Origin of the sequence: Natronorubrum tibetense GA33 (genome assembly GCF_000383975.1) — an archaeon.
In the GTDB taxonomy this organism is placed as follows: domain Archaea; phylum Halobacteriota; class Halobacteria; order Halobacteriales; family Natrialbaceae; genus Natronorubrum; species Natronorubrum tibetense.
In genome coordinates, this window is the sequence record NZ_KB913017.1 from 2,802,470 (window position 1) to 2,822,846 (window position 20,377).

General features: G+C 64.0%; 23 protein-coding genes. 13 read left to right on the forward strand and 10 right to left on the reverse strand.

The features are described from left to right. The first annotated feature begins 47 nt into the window (after window positions 1-47). Together NATTI_RS0114600 and NATTI_RS0114605 are read left to right on the forward strand one after the other, a co-directional pair. Entirely contained in the window at window positions 48-482 is a 435-nt protein-coding gene (locus NATTI_RS0114600; protein ID WP_006090235.1) for a universal stress protein, read from the forward strand. 118 nt (window positions 483-600) lie between these two features. Further along, complete coding sequence (locus tag NATTI_RS0114605; RefSeq protein WP_019991911.1) at window positions 601-1,029, forward strand: arsenate-mycothiol transferase ArsC; 429 nt, start codon at window positions 601-603, stop codon at window positions 1,027-1,029. 72 nt (window positions 1,030-1,101) lie between these two features. Here the strand turns inward: NATTI_RS0114605 and glmS are convergent, their stop codons facing one another. The 3 genes from glmS to thrS all read right to left on the reverse strand — a co-directional run bounded on the left by glmS (window position 1,102) and on the right by thrS (window position 4,702). Beyond that, window positions 1,102-1,551 carry a methylaspartate mutase subunit S gene (gene glmS / locus NATTI_RS0114610; protein ID WP_027119175.1) on the reverse strand — a complete coding sequence of 150 codons (450 nt, stop codon included), beginning with the start codon at window positions 1,549-1,551 and terminating at the stop codon, window positions 1,102-1,104. 322 nt (window positions 1,552-1,873) lie between these two features. Beyond that, window positions 1,874-2,584 (reverse strand): phosphoribosyltransferase family protein, encoded by a 711-nt coding sequence (locus NATTI_RS0114615; protein ID WP_006090240.1) that lies wholly within the window; start codon window positions 2,582-2,584, stop codon window positions 1,874-1,876. A 162-nt stretch (window positions 2,585-2,746) separates the two neighbouring features. Further along, window positions 2,747-4,702, reverse strand: coding sequence for a threonine--tRNA ligase (thrS, locus tag NATTI_RS0114620; protein ID WP_006090241.1), 1,956 nt, complete (start codon window positions 4,700-4,702; stop codon window positions 2,747-2,749). A gap of 312 nt (window positions 4,703-5,014) precedes the next feature. Between thrS and NATTI_RS25435 the strand changes: the two genes are divergently transcribed. From NATTI_RS25435 to NATTI_RS0114635, 3 genes are all read left to right on the forward strand, one after another. Continuing rightward, the gene (locus NATTI_RS25435; protein WP_006090242.1) at window positions 5,015-5,344 is read left to right on the forward strand and encodes a DUF7322 domain-containing protein; all 330 of its coding nucleotides are present in this window, start codon (window positions 5,015-5,017) and stop codon (window positions 5,342-5,344) included. A 101-nt stretch (window positions 5,345-5,445) separates the two neighbouring features. Then, window positions 5,446-6,156, forward strand: a complete 711-nt coding sequence (locus NATTI_RS0114630; RefSeq protein WP_006090243.1) for an HAD family hydrolase — start codon at window positions 5,446-5,448, stop codon at window positions 6,154-6,156. 46 nt (window positions 6,157-6,202) lie between these two features. Further along, complete coding sequence (locus NATTI_RS0114635) at window positions 6,203-6,844, forward strand: class II aldolase/adducin family protein (RefSeq protein WP_019991913.1); 642 nt, start codon at window positions 6,203-6,205, stop codon at window positions 6,842-6,844. Between the two features lie 258 nt (window positions 6,845-7,102). Here NATTI_RS0114635 and pyrE read toward each other — a convergent pair whose 3' ends face one another. Continuing rightward, a complete protein-coding gene (gene pyrE / locus NATTI_RS0114645; RefSeq protein WP_006090246.1) occupies window positions 7,103-7,630 on the reverse strand; it encodes an orotate phosphoribosyltransferase in 528 nt (175 codons plus the stop codon). A 171-nt stretch (window positions 7,631-7,801) separates the two neighbouring features. Here pyrE and NATTI_RS0114650 point away from each other — a divergent pair, with 171 nt between their 5' ends. Continuing rightward, complete coding sequence (locus tag NATTI_RS0114650) at window positions 7,802-8,788, forward strand: alpha/beta hydrolase (RefSeq protein ID WP_020657242.1); 987 nt, start codon at window positions 7,802-7,804, stop codon at window positions 8,786-8,788. A 45-nt stretch (window positions 8,789-8,833) separates the two neighbouring features. On the opposite strand, the gene NATTI_RS27335 is transcribed toward NATTI_RS0114650, so the two are convergent. Next, a complete protein-coding gene (locus NATTI_RS27335; RefSeq protein ID WP_019991915.1) occupies window positions 8,834-8,959 on the reverse strand; it encodes a hypothetical protein in 126 nt (41 codons plus the stop codon). A gap of 201 nt (window positions 8,960-9,160) precedes the next feature. Here NATTI_RS27335 and aglM point away from each other — a divergent pair, with 201 nt between their 5' ends. Both aglM and aglJ read left to right on the forward strand, forming a co-directional pair. Continuing rightward, complete coding sequence (gene aglM / locus NATTI_RS0114660) at window positions 9,161-10,456, forward strand: UDP-glucose 6-dehydrogenase AglM (protein WP_006090250.1); 1,296 nt, start codon at window positions 9,161-9,163, stop codon at window positions 10,454-10,456. Between the two features lie 118 nt (window positions 10,457-10,574). Continuing rightward, complete coding sequence (gene aglJ, locus NATTI_RS0114665; protein WP_006090251.1) at window positions 10,575-11,594, forward strand: S-layer glycoprotein N-glycosyltransferase AglJ; 1,020 nt, start codon at window positions 10,575-10,577, stop codon at window positions 11,592-11,594. Between the two features lie 12 nt (window positions 11,595-11,606). Here aglJ and NATTI_RS0114670 read toward each other — a convergent pair whose 3' ends face one another. Beyond that, complete coding sequence (locus NATTI_RS0114670) at window positions 11,607-11,936, reverse strand: hypothetical protein (RefSeq protein ID WP_006090252.1); 330 nt, start codon at window positions 11,934-11,936, stop codon at window positions 11,607-11,609. 136 nt (window positions 11,937-12,072) lie between these two features. On the opposite strand from NATTI_RS0114670, the gene NATTI_RS0114675 reads away from it, so the two are divergent. Beyond that, the gene (locus NATTI_RS0114675) at window positions 12,073-12,282 is read left to right on the forward strand and encodes a ribbon-helix-helix domain-containing protein (protein ID WP_006090254.1); all 210 of its coding nucleotides are present in this window, start codon (window positions 12,073-12,075) and stop codon (window positions 12,280-12,282) included. A gap of 306 nt (window positions 12,283-12,588) precedes the next feature. Here the strand turns inward: NATTI_RS0114675 and NATTI_RS0114685 are convergent, their stop codons facing one another. Beyond that, window positions 12,589-13,011 carry an MPN domain-containing protein gene (locus tag NATTI_RS0114685; RefSeq protein ID WP_006090255.1) on the reverse strand — a complete coding sequence of 141 codons (423 nt, stop codon included), beginning with the start codon at window positions 13,009-13,011 and terminating at the stop codon, window positions 12,589-12,591. Between the two features lie 50 nt (window positions 13,012-13,061). Beyond that, window positions 13,062-13,745: a hypothetical protein gene (locus NATTI_RS0114690; RefSeq protein ID WP_006090257.1), complete on the reverse strand. Its 684-nt coding sequence runs from the start codon at window positions 13,743-13,745 to the stop codon at window positions 13,062-13,064. Window positions 13,746-13,853: 108 nt separating this feature from the next. Here NATTI_RS0114690 and NATTI_RS0114695 point away from each other — a divergent pair, with 108 nt between their 5' ends. After that, window positions 13,854-14,537, forward strand: a complete 684-nt coding sequence (locus NATTI_RS0114695; protein WP_006090258.1) for a VOC family protein — start codon at window positions 13,854-13,856, stop codon at window positions 14,535-14,537. A 62-nt stretch (window positions 14,538-14,599) separates the two neighbouring features. Here NATTI_RS0114695 and NATTI_RS0114700 read toward each other — a convergent pair whose 3' ends face one another. Then, entirely contained in the window at window positions 14,600-14,890 is a 291-nt protein-coding gene (locus NATTI_RS0114700) for a DUF5779 family protein (RefSeq protein ID WP_006090260.1), read from the reverse strand. Between the two features lie 203 nt (window positions 14,891-15,093). Beyond that, window positions 15,094-15,549 carry a ferritin-like domain-containing protein gene (locus NATTI_RS0114705; protein ID WP_006090261.1) on the reverse strand — a complete coding sequence of 152 codons (456 nt, stop codon included), beginning with the start codon at window positions 15,547-15,549 and terminating at the stop codon, window positions 15,094-15,096. A gap of 395 nt (window positions 15,550-15,944) precedes the next feature. On the opposite strand from NATTI_RS0114705, the gene NATTI_RS0114710 reads away from it, so the two are divergent. The 3 genes from NATTI_RS0114710 to ilvB all read left to right on the forward strand — a co-directional run bounded on the left by NATTI_RS0114710 (window position 15,945) and on the right by ilvB (window position 20,364). Continuing rightward, window positions 15,945-16,538 carry an Lrp/AsnC family transcriptional regulator gene (locus NATTI_RS0114710; RefSeq protein WP_006090263.1) on the forward strand — a complete coding sequence of 198 codons (594 nt, stop codon included), beginning with the start codon at window positions 15,945-15,947 and terminating at the stop codon, window positions 16,536-16,538. A gap of 389 nt (window positions 16,539-16,927) precedes the next feature. Further along, window positions 16,928-18,169, forward strand: coding sequence for a LeuA family protein (locus NATTI_RS0114720; protein WP_449289291.1), 1,242 nt, complete (start codon window positions 16,928-16,930; stop codon window positions 18,167-18,169). Window positions 18,170-18,543: 374 nt separating this feature from the next. Beyond that, window positions 18,544-20,364 carry a biosynthetic-type acetolactate synthase large subunit gene (ilvB, locus tag NATTI_RS0114725; RefSeq protein WP_006090265.1) on the forward strand — a complete coding sequence of 607 codons (1,821 nt, stop codon included), beginning with the start codon at window positions 18,544-18,546 and terminating at the stop codon, window positions 20,362-20,364. The last annotated feature ends 13 nt before the right edge of the window (window positions 20,365-20,377 follow it).

Here is a 20,377-nt window from a genome sequence, read left to right on the forward strand (position 1 = left end):
CCTCCTCCAGGCCGAAGCTTATTTTGGAGGCCGGCGTAGGTCGAGATATGGTAGATCATGTACTCGTTCCCGTTGATGACTCGGATCGGTCGACGCAAGCCCTCGAATTCGCCTGCAGGGATTATCCTGAGGCACGAATCACGGCGTTGCACGTCCTCGATCCGGGCGATTTCTACGCTGCAACGGGGATCGAAGGGGGTGCGATGGCCAACTACGAGGAGATTCAGGACGCTCACGAGAGTCGGGCGGAGGAGATTCTGAAACACGCACGCGAGGTGGGGGCCGAACACGGCGTCGAGATCGAGACGGACCACATCGTCGGTGGCATCTCGCGATCGATCGTCGGGTACGCTGACGACAACGACGTCGACCACATCGCCATCGGCAGCCACGGACGGACGGGCGCGAGTCGTATCCTGCTTGGCAGCGTTGCCGAGAAGGTCGCCCGCCGATCGTCCGTTCCGGTGACAATCGTTCGGTAACTCCGGTCACGCGACGACGAGTCGGCCCGGCCGCGTCTCGCGGCCAGTACCTACGTGTATAGTTCTCACAGGAGCCCACATACGAACGATTAGGGCGTCCCAGCGTCTCCTCCCGAGTATGACTGATGACGACACTCACGTTGCGTTCGTCTGCGTCCAGAACGCTGGCCGAAGCCAGATGGCGACCGCATACGCCGAACGCGAGCGAGAGGCGCGCGGTCTCACCGACGCGGTCGTGATCCACACCGGCGGCACGCACCCCGCGGACGCCGTCCACGATATCGTCCGCGAGGCGATGGGCGAGAACGGGATCGACCTGGCCGGGCGCGAGCCACGGTACATCGACGACGAGACGCTCGAGTCCTGTGATTACGTCGCGACGATGGGTTGTTCGACGCTCTCGCTCGAGGCCGAGACGAGCGTCCGCGACTGGGATCTGCCCGATCCCCACGGCGAAGACCTCGAGACGGTCCACGAGATCCGCGAGGAGATTCGAACGCGAGTCGAGTCGCTGTTCGACGAACTCGAAGCGACTCGCGACGAATAACTGATCGACATCGGGAGCACCGAAGCTCCCGGTCTTACAGTGAGAAAACGCGCCGGCAGCTCAGGGACTTGATTACGCGGAGATGGTCTGGCTCTCCCGCTCGGTTTCCGACGGGCGAACGTCCAGATCGGCCCGAAGCGCTTCGATGGCGTCCTCCGGATCGGTCTTGGAGTCGAAGACGCGGTCGAAGCCCATCTCGCGGAACAGCGTGCGGGTCTCGTCAAAGTCGTCCTGCCCGACGGCGAGGTTGCCGCCGATGTAGGTCGTAACGTCCTCGAGATCGGCGTCCTGCATCTCCTGGTGGAGTCCCTCACAGTCTTGCTCCGCGTGACCGTAGAGCGAGGAGACGAGTACAGCCTCGGCGTCGTGGGCGGTTGCGGCGTCGACGAACTCGTCTTGGGAGGTCTGCACTCCGAGGTTGACGACGTTGAATCCGGCCGCCTCAAACGCTTGTTCCAGGATGGTAATCCCGACAACGTGGGCATCGGACCCGATCACGCCGAGGATGACTGTCTTCGTCATGTTCGTACTCCCACCGAATACGGCGACCACCATAAACCTAATGATTAATAATGTGGCAACGGTTCGCACGGTTTCAGTCGTGCGATTGAGCCACCCGAACGGAATCGTTATTCGATTCGGTCGTCTGCGCACCCGCTCGAGGCGAAATCCCGCCGTTCGACTTGCGTCAGCCGGTTCCCGTCCGTTCAGGCTGAGACGAACGTCGCGATTCGAAAGTCGCTCACGTCGATACGTGATCGCGAGATGGTCGATCGCTCGAACGCGACCGCAGAACTAATAGTAGCAGTCTCGAGGCGGTTGCTAAGACGACAAGCGGGGGCGATCAGACGGTCGTCAGCGCACCGATCGGTGCGTCGGTTCGGCCTCGAGCGCGCTCGATGCCGTCCTCGCCCGCGGCGATGAGCGCGAAGACGCCGGCGACGTCGGCGTCGGCGGTTTCGACGATGTCGAGGAGGAGTTCCTGTGTCTCGCCCGAGCGGATGAGGTCGTCGACGACGAGTACCGACTCGCCCTCCTCGATGGCGGATTCGGGGAGATAGTAGGTGAGTTCGATCCCCGACTGGAGCCGTTCGCGCGCCTCGATGAATTCCTCGACGGCGGTCTCCTTGCGCTTTTTCGCGTAGGCACAGCGGGTCCCGTAATAGCTCGCGAGCGACGCGGCGAGGGTGATGCCGTCGGTCGCAGCCGTCAGCACCACGTCGGGGCGATCAAACTCGAACCCGTTGGCGACGACGGGAGCGACGAGGTCGAGAAACGGCTGGTCGAAGACGGCCGAACTGTTGTCGACGTAGCCCTCGTCGTCGACCCGGATACGGGCCTCGAGTTCCTGCCCGAGCGCCTCTCGGCCGAGGTCTTCGACGACCTCGCGTGCGCGTTCGGTCCCGGGAAGGACGTGGCCGTTGACGTATCGGTTGAGGTCGCCCGCCGGAAGGGCCGTGGTTTCGGCGAGTTCGTCGTAGGTCCGCGTCTCTTTCAACATCCGCAACACGTCGACGGCCCGCAGCTGAAGGGCGGCCTTCTCGGCTCTGTTCATACAGATATGCATGATTCCGCAACTATGGATATTTCGATCGAAATCAGCGCTCGAGATCACCACAGACGTGGGTTCACCTGTGATACGATCGGTAGCCAGTCGTCGAGACGGACGACGGCTATTCGAGCGCGTGAGAAACGTCAGAATCGACTGATAACAGATTCAGCCCTGCAGGAAGTCCGGCTCCGTTCGCTGTTCGTCGCGTTCGGCCTCGAGATGCGCTCTGAACGCCTCGATCTCGACGTCGTACTCTTGGTCCTCGAAGCGGTCCCGAACCGAGATATTGCCGTCGTCTTCCTCGTTGTCGCCGACGATGATCTGATAGGGGACACGGTCGTCGTGGGCCGCGCGGATCTTTCGCTCGAGCGTGGAGTCGCGGCCGTCGACCTCGACGCGGAAGTCGTCGAACTCGTTGGCGACGCGGTGGGCGTAGCCGAGGTTGTCGTCCGAAATCGGGAGCACGCGGACCTGCTCGGGCGCGAGCCACAGCGGGAAGCGACCCTCGTAGTGCTCGATGAGCATCATGAAGAACCGCTCGTAGCTGCCGTACAGTGCACGGTGGATCATCACCGGCTCGTGTTCCTCGTTGTCCTCGCCCACGTAAGAGAGGTCGAACCGGTCGGGCATGTTGAAGTCAAGTTGGACCGTCGGGCCGTCCCAGCTCCGGCCGATGGCGTCCTCGAACGCGAAGTCGATCTTCGGCCCGTAGAACGCACCGTCGCCCTCCTCGAGTTCGTAGTCTAAGTTGCGCTTCTCGAGGACGTTCTCGAGTTGCTCTTCTGCGTGCTCCCAGATCTCGTCGCTGCCGACGGACTTCTCTGGACGCGTCGCCAGCGCCATCTCGTAGTCGAGGTCGAACGTCTCCAAGACGTCCGTGATCATGTCCATGATCTCCTCGACCTCGCGTTCGATCTGGTCGGGCCGGATGAACAGGTGGCCGTCGTCGATCGTAAACGCCCAGACCCGAGACAGGCCGGAGAGTTCGCCGCGCTGCTCTTTTCGGTACACCTTCCCGTTCTCTGCGTATCTGATGGGGAGGTCGCGGTAGCTCCAGGACTGATCCTGGAAGATGGCTGCGTGGCCCGGGCAGTTCATGGGCTTCAGGCCGAACTCGTCGTCGCCGACGTCGAAGATGAACATGTCGTCGGCGTAGTTCTGGTAATGGCCCGAGCGGTGCCAGAGGTCCGTCTTGAAGACGTGGGGCGTTTCGACGTAGTCGTAGCCCGCGTCCTGATTCAGGTCCTCGACGAAGTCCTCGAGTTCCTTGAGCACCGTCTTCCCCGGCGGGTGATACAGCGGCAGTCCGGGGCCGGTGACGTCCTGAATCGAGAACAGATTCATCTCGTTGCCGATCTTCCGGTGGTCGCGCTTCTTGGCTTCCTGCTTGCGCTCGAGGAAGGCCTCGAGGTCGCTCTCGTCCTCGAAGGCCGTGCCGTAGATCCGCGTCTGCATCGTGTTTGCCTCGTCGCCGCGCCAGTAGGCGCCGGCGATCTCCAACAGCTCGACGGCGCCGATCTCGCCCGTCGACTCGACGTGTGGACCGGCACAGAGGTCTTCCCACTCGCCCTGGCTGTAGAAGGTGACCTGCTGGCCTTCGTCGGCGAGTTCCTCTAAGAGTTCGAGCTTGTACGGCTCGTCGGCGAGTCGCTCCTCGGCCTCCTCGATCGAGACGTCCTCGCGCTCGATCTCGTAGTCTTCGGCGATGATCGACTCGATTTCGTCCTCGATCTCCGCGAGGTCTGCCTCGTCGACGTCGAGATTGTCGAAGTCGTAGTAGAAGCCGTCGTCCGTCGGCGGGCCGATGGCGAGTTTGACCTCCTCGGCGTCGAACAGCCGTTCGACGGCCTGGGCGAGACAGTGCGACGCGGAGTGGCGCATGACTCGGAGATACTCTTCGGACTGGTCCGTGATGATCTCGAGTTCGGCGCCGTCGTAGGCTGGCTGTTCTTTCGCGACGAGTTCGCCGTCGAGTTTGCCGGCGATCGTGTCGCGGCCGAGACCGGGGCCGATCTCGTAGGCGCAGTCCTCGACCGTCGCGTCGGCGGCGACCTCGAGTTCCGAGCCGTCTGGCAGTACAACTACTATTCGTTCCTGTGATTGGGAATCTGATTCTGACATGGGTAGCGCTGTGGCTGGTTGGTGAACTTCACACAGAAGTTCGGTCGGGCGTCCGCCTTGGCCGCTCGGCTGTGCGTTCGGGCCGACACAGCGAGCGGTAGGTGTGGGTTAGAAGCGGGCGAAAGCCCCTGTAAAGCGGACACCTACCATCGTGGATTCGAATTGTCTCGAGCGGGATAAAAACCTTCTGATGGTGTGGCGCCCACGTCAGAGTTCGGCGGGTTCGCTCGCGACCGGACTTGGAGAACACCCCCAATCGTGTGGCAACTCGGAGACGAGCGAACAATTTTGTCGCTACATCCCGTAGCTCGGGTGGTGTTGTTCGATCCTTTAGGAGACGACGATCCGCTCGAGGATCCGTTTTCCGACGACCCCTTCGAAGACCCGTTCGACGACGATCCTATCGGAGGTGACGGGGACGACGACCTCGAGGATGCCCTCGAAAAGACGTCGCCATCGACGTTGCTCGCGTTCATCACCGCCGTAGTACTCGTTCACGTCGGTCTTTTCGGTGCCAGCATCGGGGCGATGCTGATCGGGTTTCGAGGACGGTGGACCCTCGGAAGTGCGCTGGTAATCGGCGGCGTTTTCGCACTCGTTCTCGCAGTCGTGACCTATCGACGGTACCGAAACCGACGGTGAGTCCATCCGAACGAGCCGACAGCCTCGGTCCGACGTCTGCTCGAGGCCGTCTCGCCGTTTCGGACCGATACTCGTTTTTCGCTTCCCCATGATATCGAGGTATGACCGTCGACGCCGTCCTCTTCGACTTCGACGACACGTTCTATCCCTACTCGCCGTGCAACGAGGCGGGGAAGGAGGCCGCCCTCGAGACCGCTCGCAAACTGGGCTACGAGTTCGACCGCGACTCGTTCGAGGCGTTCTATCAGACGGGACGCCGCGCAGTCAAGCGCGAGATTTCCGGCACGGCAGCGTCCCACGAGCGCTTTCTCTACTTCAAACAGGCCCTCGAACAGCACGCGGGGCGTCCGAAACCGGCCGACGCGCTCGCACTGGGCGAAGCTTACTGGGGGGCGTACGTCGAGGAGATGGCGCTCTTCCCCGGCGTCGAGGAGACCCTCGAGACCCTCCGCGAGAACGGCATCGACGTCGCCATCGTCACGAATCTCACGACGCGCATCCAGCTCGAGAAACTCGCGGCGCTGGGGCTCGAAGCGCACATCGACTTGTTGCTGACCTCCGAGGAGACGGGACAGGAGAAACCGGGCTCGGTCATGTTCTCGCTCCCGCTAGCGCGCCTCGAGTGTTGTCCGTCGCAGGCGGTGATGGTCGGTGACAACGTCGAGGCGGACATCGTGGGTGCCAACGCCGTCGGACTCGAGACCGTGTTGTTCAACGCCGATATCGACGAGCACGATGAGCCGCTCGAGGGCCACCGAGCGCCCGACCACAGGATAGATGCGTTCGGCGAGATAACGGAGGTGGTCGAATGAGCGTAGCGAATTCGAGTACGCCGGAGCTCGCTCCGGAGGTAGTACTGTGATCCTCGAGAGCCAGCGACGACAGGTGGTCGAGCACGCGCCGGACCTCGCCGCGTTGACGCCCGGCCGGACGGGAAATCTAAGCGTTCGCGACGGGAATACCGGTGACGCCTTCGCGGTCACGCCGACCGGCGTCCCCTACGACAGTTTCGACATCGAGGACACCCCGGTGGTCGGCGTCGACGGCGACCAACGTGGCGGCGCGATGGCGCCGAGCAGCGAGGTGCCCATGCACGCCGCGATCTACCGGCGCGAGGATGTCGGCGCCATCGTCCACACCCACTCGCCGTGGTCGACGGCGATGGCAGTCGCCCACGAGCCCCTGCCGCCGATCCACTACATGATCGTCGCCGTCGGGAAGTCGGTTCCGGTCGCCGAGTACGCCCCCTACGGCACCGACGCGCTCGCCGAGAACATCGTGACGGCGATGGACGAGGCCGACGCGACGGCGTCGTTCATCGAGAACCACGGGTTGGTCGTGACGGCGTCGGATCTCGAGACCGCCCTCGAGAACACCCATCACGTCGAGAGCCTGGCTCGGCTGTATCTGCAGACGAGAGCGGCCGGGATGGAACCGCGGACGCTCTCGAACGAGCAGTTGGAGACGGTGCTCGAGCAGTTCGAGTCCTACGGGCAGTAATTTCGAGTCCCGGTCTCGTATCGATTCACACGCCGGAGAACGAGACGACCGCGAACACCTCGAAAGCCCACCCGCAGCCTCGTCCTCCCCACCCGACTCGTTCGTTCTCTCCGTTCACTCACTCGCCCCTCGCGATTCGGCGAGGCGTTCTCGCAGTCGCTCGAACGCCTCGCCAGCGCGCCAGTCGAGCAGAATCCAGATGCGGTGAACTCTCAACGCGCTACCGTGATCGGTCACTACGAAACAGGTGACCGACACCTACTCTCGGTCCGCCAGCAACTCGCTCGCGGTCACGAGCGCCTCCATCTCGACGCCGGCGTTCTCGACGTTCTCGCGGCCGCCCTCCTCGCGGTCGACGACGACCAGCGCGCGGTCGACGGTCGCGCCCGCTTCTCGAAGTGCTTCGATAGCGTCGACCAGACTCGTCCCCGTGGTCACGATGTCCTCGAGCACCACGACCTCCTCGCCGTCCTCGAGTCGGCCCTCGATCAGGTTCCCGGTGCCGTACTCCTTGCGCTGCTTGCGTGCGATGACGTAGGGAACCCCGGCCGCGACGCTGGTGGCGGCCGCGAGCGGGACGCCGCCGAGGGCGACGCCGCCGAGTTTGTCGTCGGCGTCGACGCGCTCCGCGAAGGCGTCGGCGATGGCCTCGAGGCAGTCGGGATCGGTCTCGAAGAGGTACTTGTCGACGTAGTACTCGCTGGTGCCGCCGTGGGAGAGTTCGAACTCGCCGAACTGGACGGCCTCCGCCTCGCGCAGGGCGTCGATGAGTGCCTGATTCGTCATTGCTCGAAGGGGCGCACCGAACCGAAATAAGCGGTGTGGAACGGCGCGGTGGCGAGCGTGGCAGACCGACGCGATACCAATCCGGTGGCGACCCGGTACGCCCAGCCCGTCGGCGTCGGCCCGTCCTCCGCGGACGAAGCTTTTTGTCCTCGTCGATGAGTGTACTGAGTTATGACACCATCCCGCGCACCAGAACCGCACCCTGACGTGAAAACGTTCCTCGAGCTGTACAACTCCCTCGACACGCCTTCGTTCGACGAGGTCTCGGCCGAGGAGGCGCGCCGGATGTTCGACAAGATGCAGATCGGGGGCGACCCGGTGGTCGCCCTCGAGTCCGTCGAAGATCGGACGATCGACGGCCCGAACGGGGAGATCCCGATCCGGATCTACGAACCCGGAACGGGCGACGGATCGAGCGACGACACCGGTGCGGAGGGAGACCGCCCGCTGATCCTCTACTTCCACGGCGGGGGCTGGGTGATCGGGAGCGTCGAGACGCACGATGATACGTGCCGAAAGCTCGCCGCAGACTCGGGCTACCCCGTCGTCAGCGTCGACTACCGCCTCGCGCCCGAACACCCCTTCCCCGCCGGTCTCGAGGATTGCTACGCCGCCCTCGAGTGGGCCGAAGATGCGGCACCCGCCCTCGAGACCGATTCGGGCCGGATCGTGCTCGCGGGCGACAGTGCGGGTGGGAATCTGGCGACAGCGACGGCACTGCTCTCGCGTGACCGTGGCGGCCCCGAGGTTGCCTATCAGCTACTCGTCTACCCCGGAACGGGCGACCCGGCCGAGACGGATTCCTACGAGGAGAACGGGGAGGGCTACGTCCTCAGCGCCGACGATATGAGCTGGTTCCGCGAGCAGTATCTCGGCCGCGAGATCGACCAAGGAAACGTCTACGCCTGGCCGCGACTCGCGAACGATCTCTCCGGACTGCCGCCCGCAACGGTGCTGACCGCCGGATTCGATCCCCTGCGAGACGACGGCGCGGCCTACGCGAAGCGACTCGAGGACGCCGGCGTTTCCGTCACCTATCGCAACTACGACGACATGGTCCACGGCTTCTTCGGCATGATCTCGGAGCCAGTGAACCTCGACCGCGCCCACGCGGCCCACGAGGACGCCGTGAGCGATTTGCGGCGTGCGCTCGAGTGACGGGTTGATCCGCCTCCCGGTCGCTCCCGTCATTTTAAGCGGGATCTACGGCTCGTCAGAATCGTCGTCGTCCGGCTCTCGCGTCGAGTACCGAAAGAGTGCCCAGCCTTTGGCAGCGGCGGTGAGTAGCATGATCACGACGGCCAGAGTCAGTACGAGCGTCTCGATCATCGCCGTTTGACAGCGTAGGCTGTCTCGCTCCGTATAGTTTCCGACACTATCGTGGCCACTGGAAGTCAGTGCACACTCGATCGCACGACAGCTGTGCGATCGGCGTGTAAATAGTTCCAGTTGTTACGAGAGAAAGATGCGATCCCTCCACCGATCGACCAATCCAAAACCATCTAACGACGGGCGTCCATCACTTACAGCATGCACGTTTCTATCGTCGGCAGCGGCTATGTGGGAACGACCGTCGCCGCCTGTCTCGCGGATCTCGGCCACGACGTGGTCAACATCGAAATCGACGAGGGGATCGTCGAGACGATCAACGCCGGCGAGGCCCCGATCCATGAGTCGGGCCTCGAGGAACGCATCGCCGAGCACGCGGGCACAAATCTTCGAGCGACAAGCGACTACGCGGCGGTCCGGGATACCGATGTCACCTTTCTCTGTCTGCCGACGCCACAGGCCGACGACGGGAGCCTCGATCTGGCGATCATGCAGGCCGGTTCGGAGTCCCTCGGTCGGGCGCTCGCCGAGAAGGACGACGACCACCTCGTCGTCGTCAAGTCCACCGTTCTCCCCGGAACCACCGAGGACGTCGTCGGCCCGATCCTCGAGGAGGAGTCCGGGAAACGGATCGGAAGCGGTCTCGAGCTGGCGATGAACCCCGAGTTCCTGCGGATGGGGACCGCCGTTTCCGACTTCCTCGAGCCGGACAAGGTCGTCGTCGGCGCGACGAGCGAGGGGGCTGCGGCGACGTTGCGGGAACTGTATTCACCCATCATAGCACGCGAGGGGACCGACCTCGTCGAGACGGACATCCGCGAAGCCGAACTCATCAAGTACGCCAACAACGCCTTCCTCGCGTCGAAGGTCTCGCTGGTGAACGAACTGGGTAACATCGCCAAAGAGTACGCCGCGGACGCCTACGAGGTGCTCGAGGCAGTCGGCCTCGACGACCGCATTTCGGCACGATTCATGCGTTCGGGGCTGGGGTGGGGCGGCTCCTGTTTCCCGAAGGACGTCGACGCCCTGCGGGCCGGCGCGCGCGATCAGGGCTACGACCCCGCGTTGCTCGACGCCGTCGTCGCGGTCAACGACGCTCAGCCGCAGCGGCTCGTGGACCTGCTCGAGAATCACGTTTCGCTTGAGGGTGCCCACATCGCGGTGCTCGGCCTCTCCTTCAAGCCCGGCACGGACGACATCCGGAAGTCCCGCGCGCTTGATGTCCTCGAGCACCTCGACGCACGCGGCGCGCGACCCGTCGCCTACGATCCGGTCGCGGTCGAGAACGTCCGCGAGAAGCACCCGGATCTCGAGGTCGAGTACGCCGATTCCGCGGCCGCAGCGCTCGAGGGTGCCGACGGCGCAGTCGTTGCGACGGACTGGCCGGAGTTCGACGAACTCACGTTCGACGGCATGGCCAAGCGGGTAGTGGTCGACGGCCGTCGGATCGATGTCGATGAAGCGGACCTCGAGGTCTACGAGGGTCTGACCTGGTAGGCTGATCGATCAACGGGTGGCCGATCGCCGACTGACCGTCGCCCGATGGTCGCTCCCTGATAAATCGAGCACCGGTCAATCAGTAATTTTTTGCGGTCACGGGGGAGAGTGCCTGCCGATGGACAATGACGCGGTTCGTGCGGACTCGAATGTCACCGTCGGCGACGGCGAGGTTATCGCCATGAGTCACGAAACGCGCGAGATCACTGCCGACGAGGTCTGCATCCTCATTCCGACGCTCGACGAAGCGGCCACGATCGGCGACGTTATCGACGGCTTCTACGAGGAGGGGTTCACGAACGTCTTCGTCGTCGACGGTGACTCGAGCGACGAGACGCGCGAGATTGCCCGCGACCGCGGGGCCCACGTCCTCGTCCAGTCCGGAGACGGGAAAGGACAGGCCGTCCGCGAGGCGCTCGAGTACATCAACGTCCCCTACGTGTTGATGCTCGACGGCGACGGGACGTACGACCCGGCCGACGCGGATCGGATGCTCGAGCCCCTCTCGCGGGGGTACGACCACGTCATCGGCAACCGCTTCGCGGAGATGGATGACGACGCGATGAAGGCGCTGAACGGCTTCGGGAACCGGCTGATCAACAAGTCGTTCCGGTTCATTCACGGGGCCGACTACGACGACATCCTCTCGGGGTACCGTGCGTTCACCGTCGACTCGTTCGAGCGACTCGGACTCGATTCGGACGGCTTTACCATCGAGACGGAGCTCGCGGTCGAGTGCGTCAAACACGGGATCGAGACAACGGTTGTCCCGGTCAGTTACGCCGCTCGGCCGGAGGAGTCGGAAACGAACCTCCACCCGCTGAAAGACGGCGGGACGATCGTCCTCGCGCTGTACTCGCTCGCGAAGACGAACAACCCGCTCTTTTATTTCGGCAGCCTCGGTGTCGCCGGCATCGCCTCCGGCGGCGTCGTCGCGTCGTACGTCCTCTGGCAGTGGGTGCAGCACGGCATCGGCCACGAAATTCTCGCGATGGTTTCGGCGGCCGCGATCTTGCTCGGCGTGCAGTTGCTCATGTTCGGCGTTCTCTCCGACATGCTCGTCACGCTTCACCGCGAGCAGCGGCGCCGTCTCGAGCAGATCACTCGAAACTCTCGAGAGCGAGACGACGACGAGTAGCGACGGTCGAGGTTAGAAGGGAAGCATCGAGCGGACTTGCTGGAAGACGCCGCCGGAGTTGTTCCGACGGTACTCCTCGAAGGGCTCGTGGAGCTGGTTGAGGAGCTCCTGGCGCGAGCGAAACTCCACCGTGTGCAGTTCGTCGAGCATCTCGCCCAGCGCGACGGTGTTCCCGTGGACATCGTAGGGGATCTGTTCGTGGCCGAGTTCCGCAGCGACGTCGTCTTTTGTCGCCGGAAACGAGAGGTCGGACCGTCTGAGCCGCGCGTCGATCGCGGCGATTCCGAACTCGACACTCTCCGGTTCGTCGTCGTCTCCGCCCGATGGTGGCCGAACTCCCATACCGACTCGTAGGGAGTCCGATAGCAAAACCGCTACGAAGACTGGCGGCAGAAACTATGTGGGGAAGTGACAGGGGGCCGCTGCGCTCTGTGCCGATTGTCGACACGCATTTGACGGCGGCGACGGAGTATCGTGTATGACCGAGTACACCACGGTGTCGATCCCAAAGGATCTCGCCGAGCGCGTCGAGGACACGATCGAAGGCACCAGCTTCCAGAGCACGAGCGACCTCACGCGATTCCTGCTTCGCAGTATCGTTATCCAACACCAGAAGCGAGGCGAACTTACCGAGGCCGAGTTCGAGGAGATCACCGAACAGCTTCGCGGACTGGGCTATCTTGAGTAGCCGACGTTCGTCGCCGCTGGTCGTTTCACTCCACCGACGGGCCGGCCGCTTATCCGACTCGAGGCGGCTAGTTCCGCCCGGAGGTCGAAACCCGTGCCACACATTCCCGACTTCCCATCGAAATCGAACGACGATGAGGATGGACGAGAGTCGAACCGCGGCGGCATCATCGACCGGATAATCGGCGACGGACCGTCGACGCCCAGCGGCTGAGCAGTAGCGACTCGCTCAGCCCACACTGTCGCAGTTGCCCCGAACTTCCCGTTTTTCGGAGAGCTACTCCACAGCGGCTCGCTTCATGGCGACTTAGCTGGGCAGCGACTGGTCCGGCGGTCGGGCGTCGATGACCTCGAGCGGCTGTCGCTCGCCACGGCGGTCGAAGGCGGCGAACGTCCGCTCGTCGAGTTTCCACGGCGGGACGGCGACGAAGATGACCTCCGCAAGGTCGTCCCGTTTGGTCACCTCAAGCTCTCGGACCGGATGGGAGACGAACCGTCCCTGCGCCTGTCTGGCGGGCGTCGAGAGGTCGACGCCGAAGACGGCGTTGACAGCGTTGCCGGGATCGGGGAGGAAGAAGTCCGTAAAGACCGGCGTCTCGGGTGCGAGTCCGGATGCGCCCTCGAGTTCGCCCGCGGGCGTAATCGAGACGCCGGTCGCCACGCGATCCGGGTCGGCGTCGCTGGCCAGGTCGAGCAGAACGTCGACGAGGGCGCGCGTGATGTAGACCACACCGAGGGTACGTTCGGAGCGTAATTAGCTGTATCCCCCGCAGGTGTCGACTACAGCGGAGCGAACTGCCGGAACATCCCGGCGACGAGCCGCGGGGTCCCCCGGCGGGAGTTCTCGAGGGCCTCCTCGAGTGCGCCGGGTGCGTCGGTCGTGATCCCGGACCCGTGACCCACGAGAATGCGGTCGGGCGAGAAGCCGCCGAGGGCGTCTTGCGGTGGCACGAGTCGACGCATCGGGTGGACGCCCAGCCGTTCGTCGCCGGCGACAAAGTAGTCGACCGTCCCGAGCGACTCGGGGACGACGAGGGTGCCGTTCTCGCGATCGTAGAGCACGACTTCCCGCCAGAAGCGGTTGTCGACGACGGCGTGGGCCTCGAGACCGGTGTCGGAGAGTTCGTCCGTAAAGCGGGCGACCGGCGCGTCGATCTCCTCGGTGACGCCCTCGAAGATTCGCGGCAGGTAGACCGGGACGTTGTGCCGGTTTGCGATCTCCGCGGCGTCGCGTTTGTGCCGATCGAGCAGGACGACGACGCCGGCGACGTCGCCGAACTCGGCGAACAGGTCGTCGATCCCTGCGGCGTCGACGGGGTCGATGACCCAGGCCTCGCCGTCGATCTCGAGGACGTGGCTCGCTCGCTGCATCGTCTCGTCGGGGTGGGCGATCCAGCTGACGCCGCCGTCGAAGCGGTTGCACTCCGCGAAATCCGTCGCTTCCTCGTCGGCGCGAATAGTCATATCCGACTGCTACGGCCGTTTCGGGCATAAACGTGGGTGTCCCGGAAGGGGTTCTCCCGGAGCGATGCCGGCGACGCCTCTATGTCCCTCCCGAAAGTACGTTCAGCTATGCTTACTGGGCTGTCCTGGCTCGCACTCGAGGCCAAGTATCTCGACCGAGCACGGTCGTTCTACGAGGGGACGCTGGACCTGACCCCGCTCGAGCGCGGTGACGGCGAACTCGCGTTCGAGGCGGGCGAGACCGATCTCGTTCTGCGACGGCCCGACGGGGTTCCTCGCGGCGGACTCCACACCCACTACGCGTTCTCGATCCCCGAGGCCGAGTACGACGACTGGTGGGATCGCTTGAGCGAGGACTACGACCTCGAGGAGGCCCAGTTCGGTCCGGCCAGTTCGCTCTACCTCTACGATCCCGACGGCAACTGCGTCGAACTCGGCCAGCAGGACGTCGCGGGGCCGGGGATCGACGGCATCTTCGAGGTCGTCCTCGAGGTCGAAGATCTCGAGCGCGCGGAGTCGTTCTACGCGGATCTCGGCTTCGAGACCGTCGATACCGGGTCGGACCGCAACCGCGTCCGGATGAACGGCCCGATGGCGCTGGAGCTATGGGAGCCACACCTCGGAATCGCGGACGCCCGCGGCGGTGTCCACGTCGATCTGGGGTTCGAGACCAGCGAGCCGACGGCGGCGCTCGAGGCGGTCTCGGGTCGCGTCCAGCGTGTCGACCACGTCGACGACGAGCGGGTCGTCGTTCGTGATCCGGACGGACATTTCCTGACGTTTACGACGTGACCGTCGGTCGGTGTGGGCGAACGGCGGATCGTCTGGACGACGTTCGGTGGTCCACCTGTTGACTAGAGTCGATCCGTACTTACGTCAACGCCCGGCGGCGTCACGAGCAGGAAGCCCCGGAAGTGGACGAGGTTGCCGCCCGACTCCTTGATGTCGCGGGCGAAGCCCGACGCCAGTTCGTTCACGTCGCCGTCGACATTGAGCACGAGTACGTTCCCCTTCGAAATCGCCTCGAGCCACTCCTCGGCCGGCGTCGTTCCATCGAGCATTCCGAGGATGATACTTCCCTCGATGTCGAGTTCTTCGTCGATGTGCTCCTCGACGGTCCGTAAGTCGAGGTCGAAATCGCTCATACCGGGTGGGTCGAACCGGGGTGAGAAAAACGTTCGCCTCCAACCCTCTACGCTTCGCTCGTTCGCTCGGCAAAAGGTTGATCAAAAGCACAGCGTCACACCCTCAGCCGTGCCATCGGCACGGCTTCGAGGGTTCCTTGGCCCGCTCGCTCACTTCATTCGTTCGCGGATGAATCCCCTGGCTCGCGCTAACGGAGCGACGGTTAGTTCTGCGGGAACTCCTTGTGGAACCCGCGGAACTCCGTGTGGTGGGCTTCCTCGTCGGCGAGAATCGTCACCGCGACATCTTCGGTGACGGGGTCGTTCGCCTCCGAGGCGGCCTTGTGGAGCGCGCGGTAGGTCTCCATCGCGTCGTCTTCGGCCTCGAGCACCCCCTCGATAACCGACTGGACGTCCGTCGTGTCCTCGGGCGGCTGGAGGCTGTGCTGGTTGGCCTCGAACGCTTCCGAACCTGGCGGCGATTCGTCGAGTTGCTTCAGGCGCTCGCCGAGCATCTGTGCGTGCTCGAGTTCCTCCTGGACGTCTTCCTCGAGACTCGTTTTGACCTCCTCGGCGTGGACGCCGTCGAGAACGATGGCGTTGGTCAGGTAGTTCATCACGGTCTCGAGTTCGTCGATGTAGGCCTCCGTCAGGAGGTCGGTGATTTCGTCGGTCGTCATGCCGAGATTGCTACTACGCGTGGGTCCTAAGTACTCACACCCGCGCGTGCCTGTCGCTTTGCTATAGCCGATCGGTTGGTCAGGTGCGGTGGCGCGCGCTGGGTTCGAGGGGCGAGACGAAGTGAGCGCCCCAAGGGTGCGAATAGCCCGGGACCGGCGGTCCCGCGTACCACGCGAACGGCGGCAAAGCCGCCGTGAGCAGACGGGGAACGAAGTGACCCGTGAGCGACGTGGAACTCATCGTTGCCAGTGCAACAGGTTGCTCACCCTCGTTCCCGGCCGTCAGCGTCTGCAGTCGATCGACGCCTCACCAAACCCAGCACTTCGAGCTCGCAGCTTCGAGTCCGCACGCTCGAGACCGTACACTCTTGCCTGCATTGTCCGTATCACCGTTCATGCGCGAACTCGACGACACGGACCTCGAGATCCTCGAACTCCTCCTCGAGAATGCCCGTCGACCGTACAAGGAGATCGCCGAGCAGGTCGATCTCACGCCGCCGGCCGTCTCGGACCGTATCTCGCGACTCGAAGAGCAGGGCATCGTTCAGGGCTTTACGATCGACGTCGACCGGGAGAAACTGCAGGGCGAGGTGCCCGTCCTGGTCGAACTCGAGGCGAAGCCCGAGACCGTCGACGATGTGTACGCGGCCGCGGCCGAGTTGCCGGGCGTCGACTCCGTTTCCGAGGCGATGGACGGCCGCGTCATCGTCCGCGCGACGGTGCCCGACGCGACCGCGAGATCCTGGCTCGAGTCGGAACTCGACCTCGCGTGGCTCTCGGGGTACGACGTCACGCTGCTCGCGCGCTCGGATCGCGTCGCCGGCCTCTCGGCGGCGGGCTTCTCGCTCGAGTGCGTCGTCTGTGACAAGCGGATTACCGGCGACGGCGTCACGCGGACCGTCGGGGGCGAAGTGAAGACGTTCTGTTGTACGTCGTGTGAGGCCCGGTACGTCGAGGAGTACGAGTCGCATCAGAATGCCCTCGAGTGAACGAGTTCGAACACCGCTTTGTGGCACTGCGTTCCCGTTCGCTCGACGTTCGGACGGCTGCCCCGGTGGACGAACGAACGATCGATTCCGCTAGTTCGTGAAAATCTGTACTCGAGTGCGACATTTACCGCAACTTTGTGCCCACACGTCCACTGGAGTGCGCGCGCCAGCACTGAGGTGGCTGTTTGGGCGAAGTTCCGGGCCGACTCGAAGAATGAACGGCCCGTCTTCCGAACGAAAAACAGTATGATACTAGGATCATGATCCTGTATTAGGTCGTTGATGTCGTGCGGTTTTTCGACCCAGACGGCGGTCCGTGTGAATGTCTTACAGCAGTGATCGCCTCTCACAGCGTCAAGTTTATATACGACGTCGCACCTCGGGTTCAGATACAATGTCTTCACCAGACAACCCGTCCTCTGACACCAGTCAGGGGGGTCGAGTTCTTCCAGGGCACGTTAGATTCCACTGACGAAATAGAGTCAGCACGTGTTTTCGATACGACCCTCCGGGACGGCGAACAGTCGCCCGGGACTTCGTTCTCCTACGACGATAAACGGCAGATTGCGTCCATCCTGGACGAAATGGGTACCCACGTCATCGAGGCTGGGTTCCCGGTCAACTCGGACGCCGAGTTCGAGGCCGTTCGTGATATCGCGTCATCGACCCAGACGACGACCTGCGGGTTAGCCCGCGTCGTCGACGGTGATATCGAAGCCGCACTGGATTCCGGTGTCGAAATGGTGCACACGTTCGTCAGCACCAGCGACGTCCAGATCGAGGATTCGATGCACGCGACCAGGGACGAAGTTGTACAGCGCGCAGTCGACTCGGTCGAACGCGTCGTCGAAACGGGAACCACCTGCATGTTCTCACCGATGGACGCGACGCGAACCGACGAGGCGTTCCTGATGGACGTGATCGAAGCGGTCACGGACGCGGGAGTCGACTGGATCAACATTCCGGACACGTGTGGCGTCGCCACGCCGACGCGGTTTAAGGCCATGATCGAGAAGGTCTGTGCCCACACCGACGCGCGGATCGACGTCCACACGCACGACGACTTCGGGCTGGCCACTGCCAACGCACTGGCCGGCATCGAAGCGGGAGCGGATCAGGCCCAGGTCTCGGTCAACTCCATCGGCGAGCGGGCCGGTAACGCCGCCTACGAGGAGTATGTGATGGCCATCGAGTCGCTCTACCAGACTGATACGGGGATCGACACGACGCGAATCACCGAACTCTCCGAGATCGTCGAGGAGAAAAGCCAGATGGAGACGCCGGGCAACAAGCCGATCGTCGGTAACAACGCCTTCTCCCACGAGAGCGGGATCCACGCCGCTGGCGTTATCGAAAACTCCGACACCTTCGAACCCGGCGTGATGACGCCGGAGATGGTCGGTGCCACGCGAAAGCTCGTCATGGGCAAACACACCGGTACCCACTCTGTCCGCGAGCGACTGGTCGAGCGCGGCTTCGACCCGTCGGAAGACCAGGTCAGAGCGGTCACCCGCCGCGTCAAAGACTACGGCGCCGAGAAGCGCCGCGTCACGGTCGACGACTTAGAGCGCTTCGCCGAAGAGGCGGGCGTCGAACGCGGGCAACAGGAGGAAGAGGAGGTGCGCGTCTGAGGGATGTCCGTTTCGTTTGCCACCGGCCGCGAGCCCTTGCTGTCGCGCTCGAGCGGTCGAACGTCCGCGATTCGCGGCTCGCGCAAAAATTGCAAGATCCGTGGGACTCGCAACCATTATGACCCTCGAGCAACCTACGGTAACAGTAATGACGGTCCGCGCTTCGCAGTCGGCTCGCACGCACGCAGCCGGCGGCAGCGCGCTCGCTCCGATTCGTATTGTAGGGGCGCTCTTGCCCCACTTCTAGTACCTCGTAGCTCCCGACCGGAATTCGTCGCATCGTTTTCAGAGCGACACGTAACCCAGCAGATGACAGCATACCACACACCCAGCGCACGCACAACGGATCGCCGCACGGCGGCGGGAGGCAATCGATGAGCGAACGTGCAGCAAAAATAACCCCAGCGGACTCGGAGAAAGAGGCGGACGAACAGATCACCGACAGCGCGGCACCGGACGCGGCTACCGAGGTCGACGAGGACGCCGACACGACGTCGACCCCTGAGCCGGTCACGACCGGTGCGGAATCCGTCGTTCGCGCGCTAGAGAATGCCGGCGTCGAGTACGCTTTCGGCGTGCAAGGCGGGGCGATCATGCCCGTCTACGACGCGCTGTACGATTCGGAGATCTCCCACGTGACGATGGCCCACGAACAGGGCGCATCCCACGCGGCGGACGCCTACGGCATCGTCTCGGGCGAGCCGGGCGTCTGTCTGGCCACGTCGGGCCCGGGCGCGACGAACCTCGTGACCGGCATCGCGGACGCCGACATGGACTCGGATCCGATGCTCGCGCTCACGGGCCAGGTGCCGACGGAGTTCGTCGGCAACGACGCCTTCCAGGAGACCGACACGACGGGCGTCACGACGCCGGTCACGAAGGACAACACCTTCGCGTCGGATCCGGACAGCGTCGGCAGCGACGTCAGCGAGGCGTTCGCGCTCGCTCGCGAAGGACGACCTGGACCGACGCTGGTCGACCTGCCGAAAGACATCACGAACGCCGAGACGGACCGCGAACCTGACGCGCCGAAGACGCCCGACACCTACCACGTCCAGGAGCGGGCCGACCCGGAGATCGTCGCTGACGCGGCCGAGCGTATCGAGAACGCCGATCGTCCGGTCATGCTGCTCGGCGGCGGCGTGATCAAGGGCGAGGCCAGCGAGGCCTGCCGCGAGTTCGCCATCGAACACGAGATTCCGGTCATCACCACGATGCCCGGGATCGGATCCTTCCCCGAGGACCACGAGCTCGCGATGGAGATGGCCGGCATGCACGGCACCGGCTACGCCAACATGGCGATCACGCACTGTGACACCATGCTGGCGATCGGGACCCGATTCGACGACCGCCTGACTGGCGGCATCGAGACCTTCGCGCCCGACGCGGAGGTCATCCACGTCGACATCGATCCCGCGGAGATCAGCAAGAACATCCACGCGGACTATCCGCTGATCGGCGACGCCGAGACCGTCGTCGGCCAACTCAGCGAGGCCGTTGAGTCCGCGCCGGCAGCCAAGAAGTGGCGCGTGCAGTGCCAGCAGTGGAAGTCCGATTACTCGATGGCCTACGACGCGCCCGAGGACAGGCCGGTCCAGCCGGAGTTCGTCGTCGAGGCGTTAGACGAGGCCACCGACGACGACACCATCGTCACCACCGGCGTCGGCCAACACCAGATGTGGGCCTGCCAGTACTGGACCTACACCGAGCCCCGCACGTGGGTCTCGAGTCACGGTCTCGGAACAATGGGGTACGGGCTGCCGGCCGCTATCGGGGCGCGACTCGCCGCCGACGACGACCAGGACGTCGTCTGTATCGACGGCGACGGCTCGTTCCTGATGACGCTGCAGGGGCTCTCCGTGGCCGTCCGCGAGAATCTGGACATCACGGTCGCCGTGCTCAACAACGAGTATATCGGCATGGTTCGACAGTGGCAGGACGCCTTCTTTGAGGGACGACACTCCGCGTCGAACTACAACTGGATGCCGGAGTTCGACAAGCTCGCCGAAGCGTTCGGCGCGGCCGGCTTCCGCATCGACGAGTACGACGATGTCGCGGACACCATCGAGGAGGCGCTCGCCTACGACGGCCCCTCGGTCATCGACGTCCACATCGACCCGCAGGCGAACGTCTACCCGATGGTGCCGTCCGGCGGCGACAACGGCCAGTTCGCACTGGAGGATGATCACCTATGAATTCCGAAAGAGC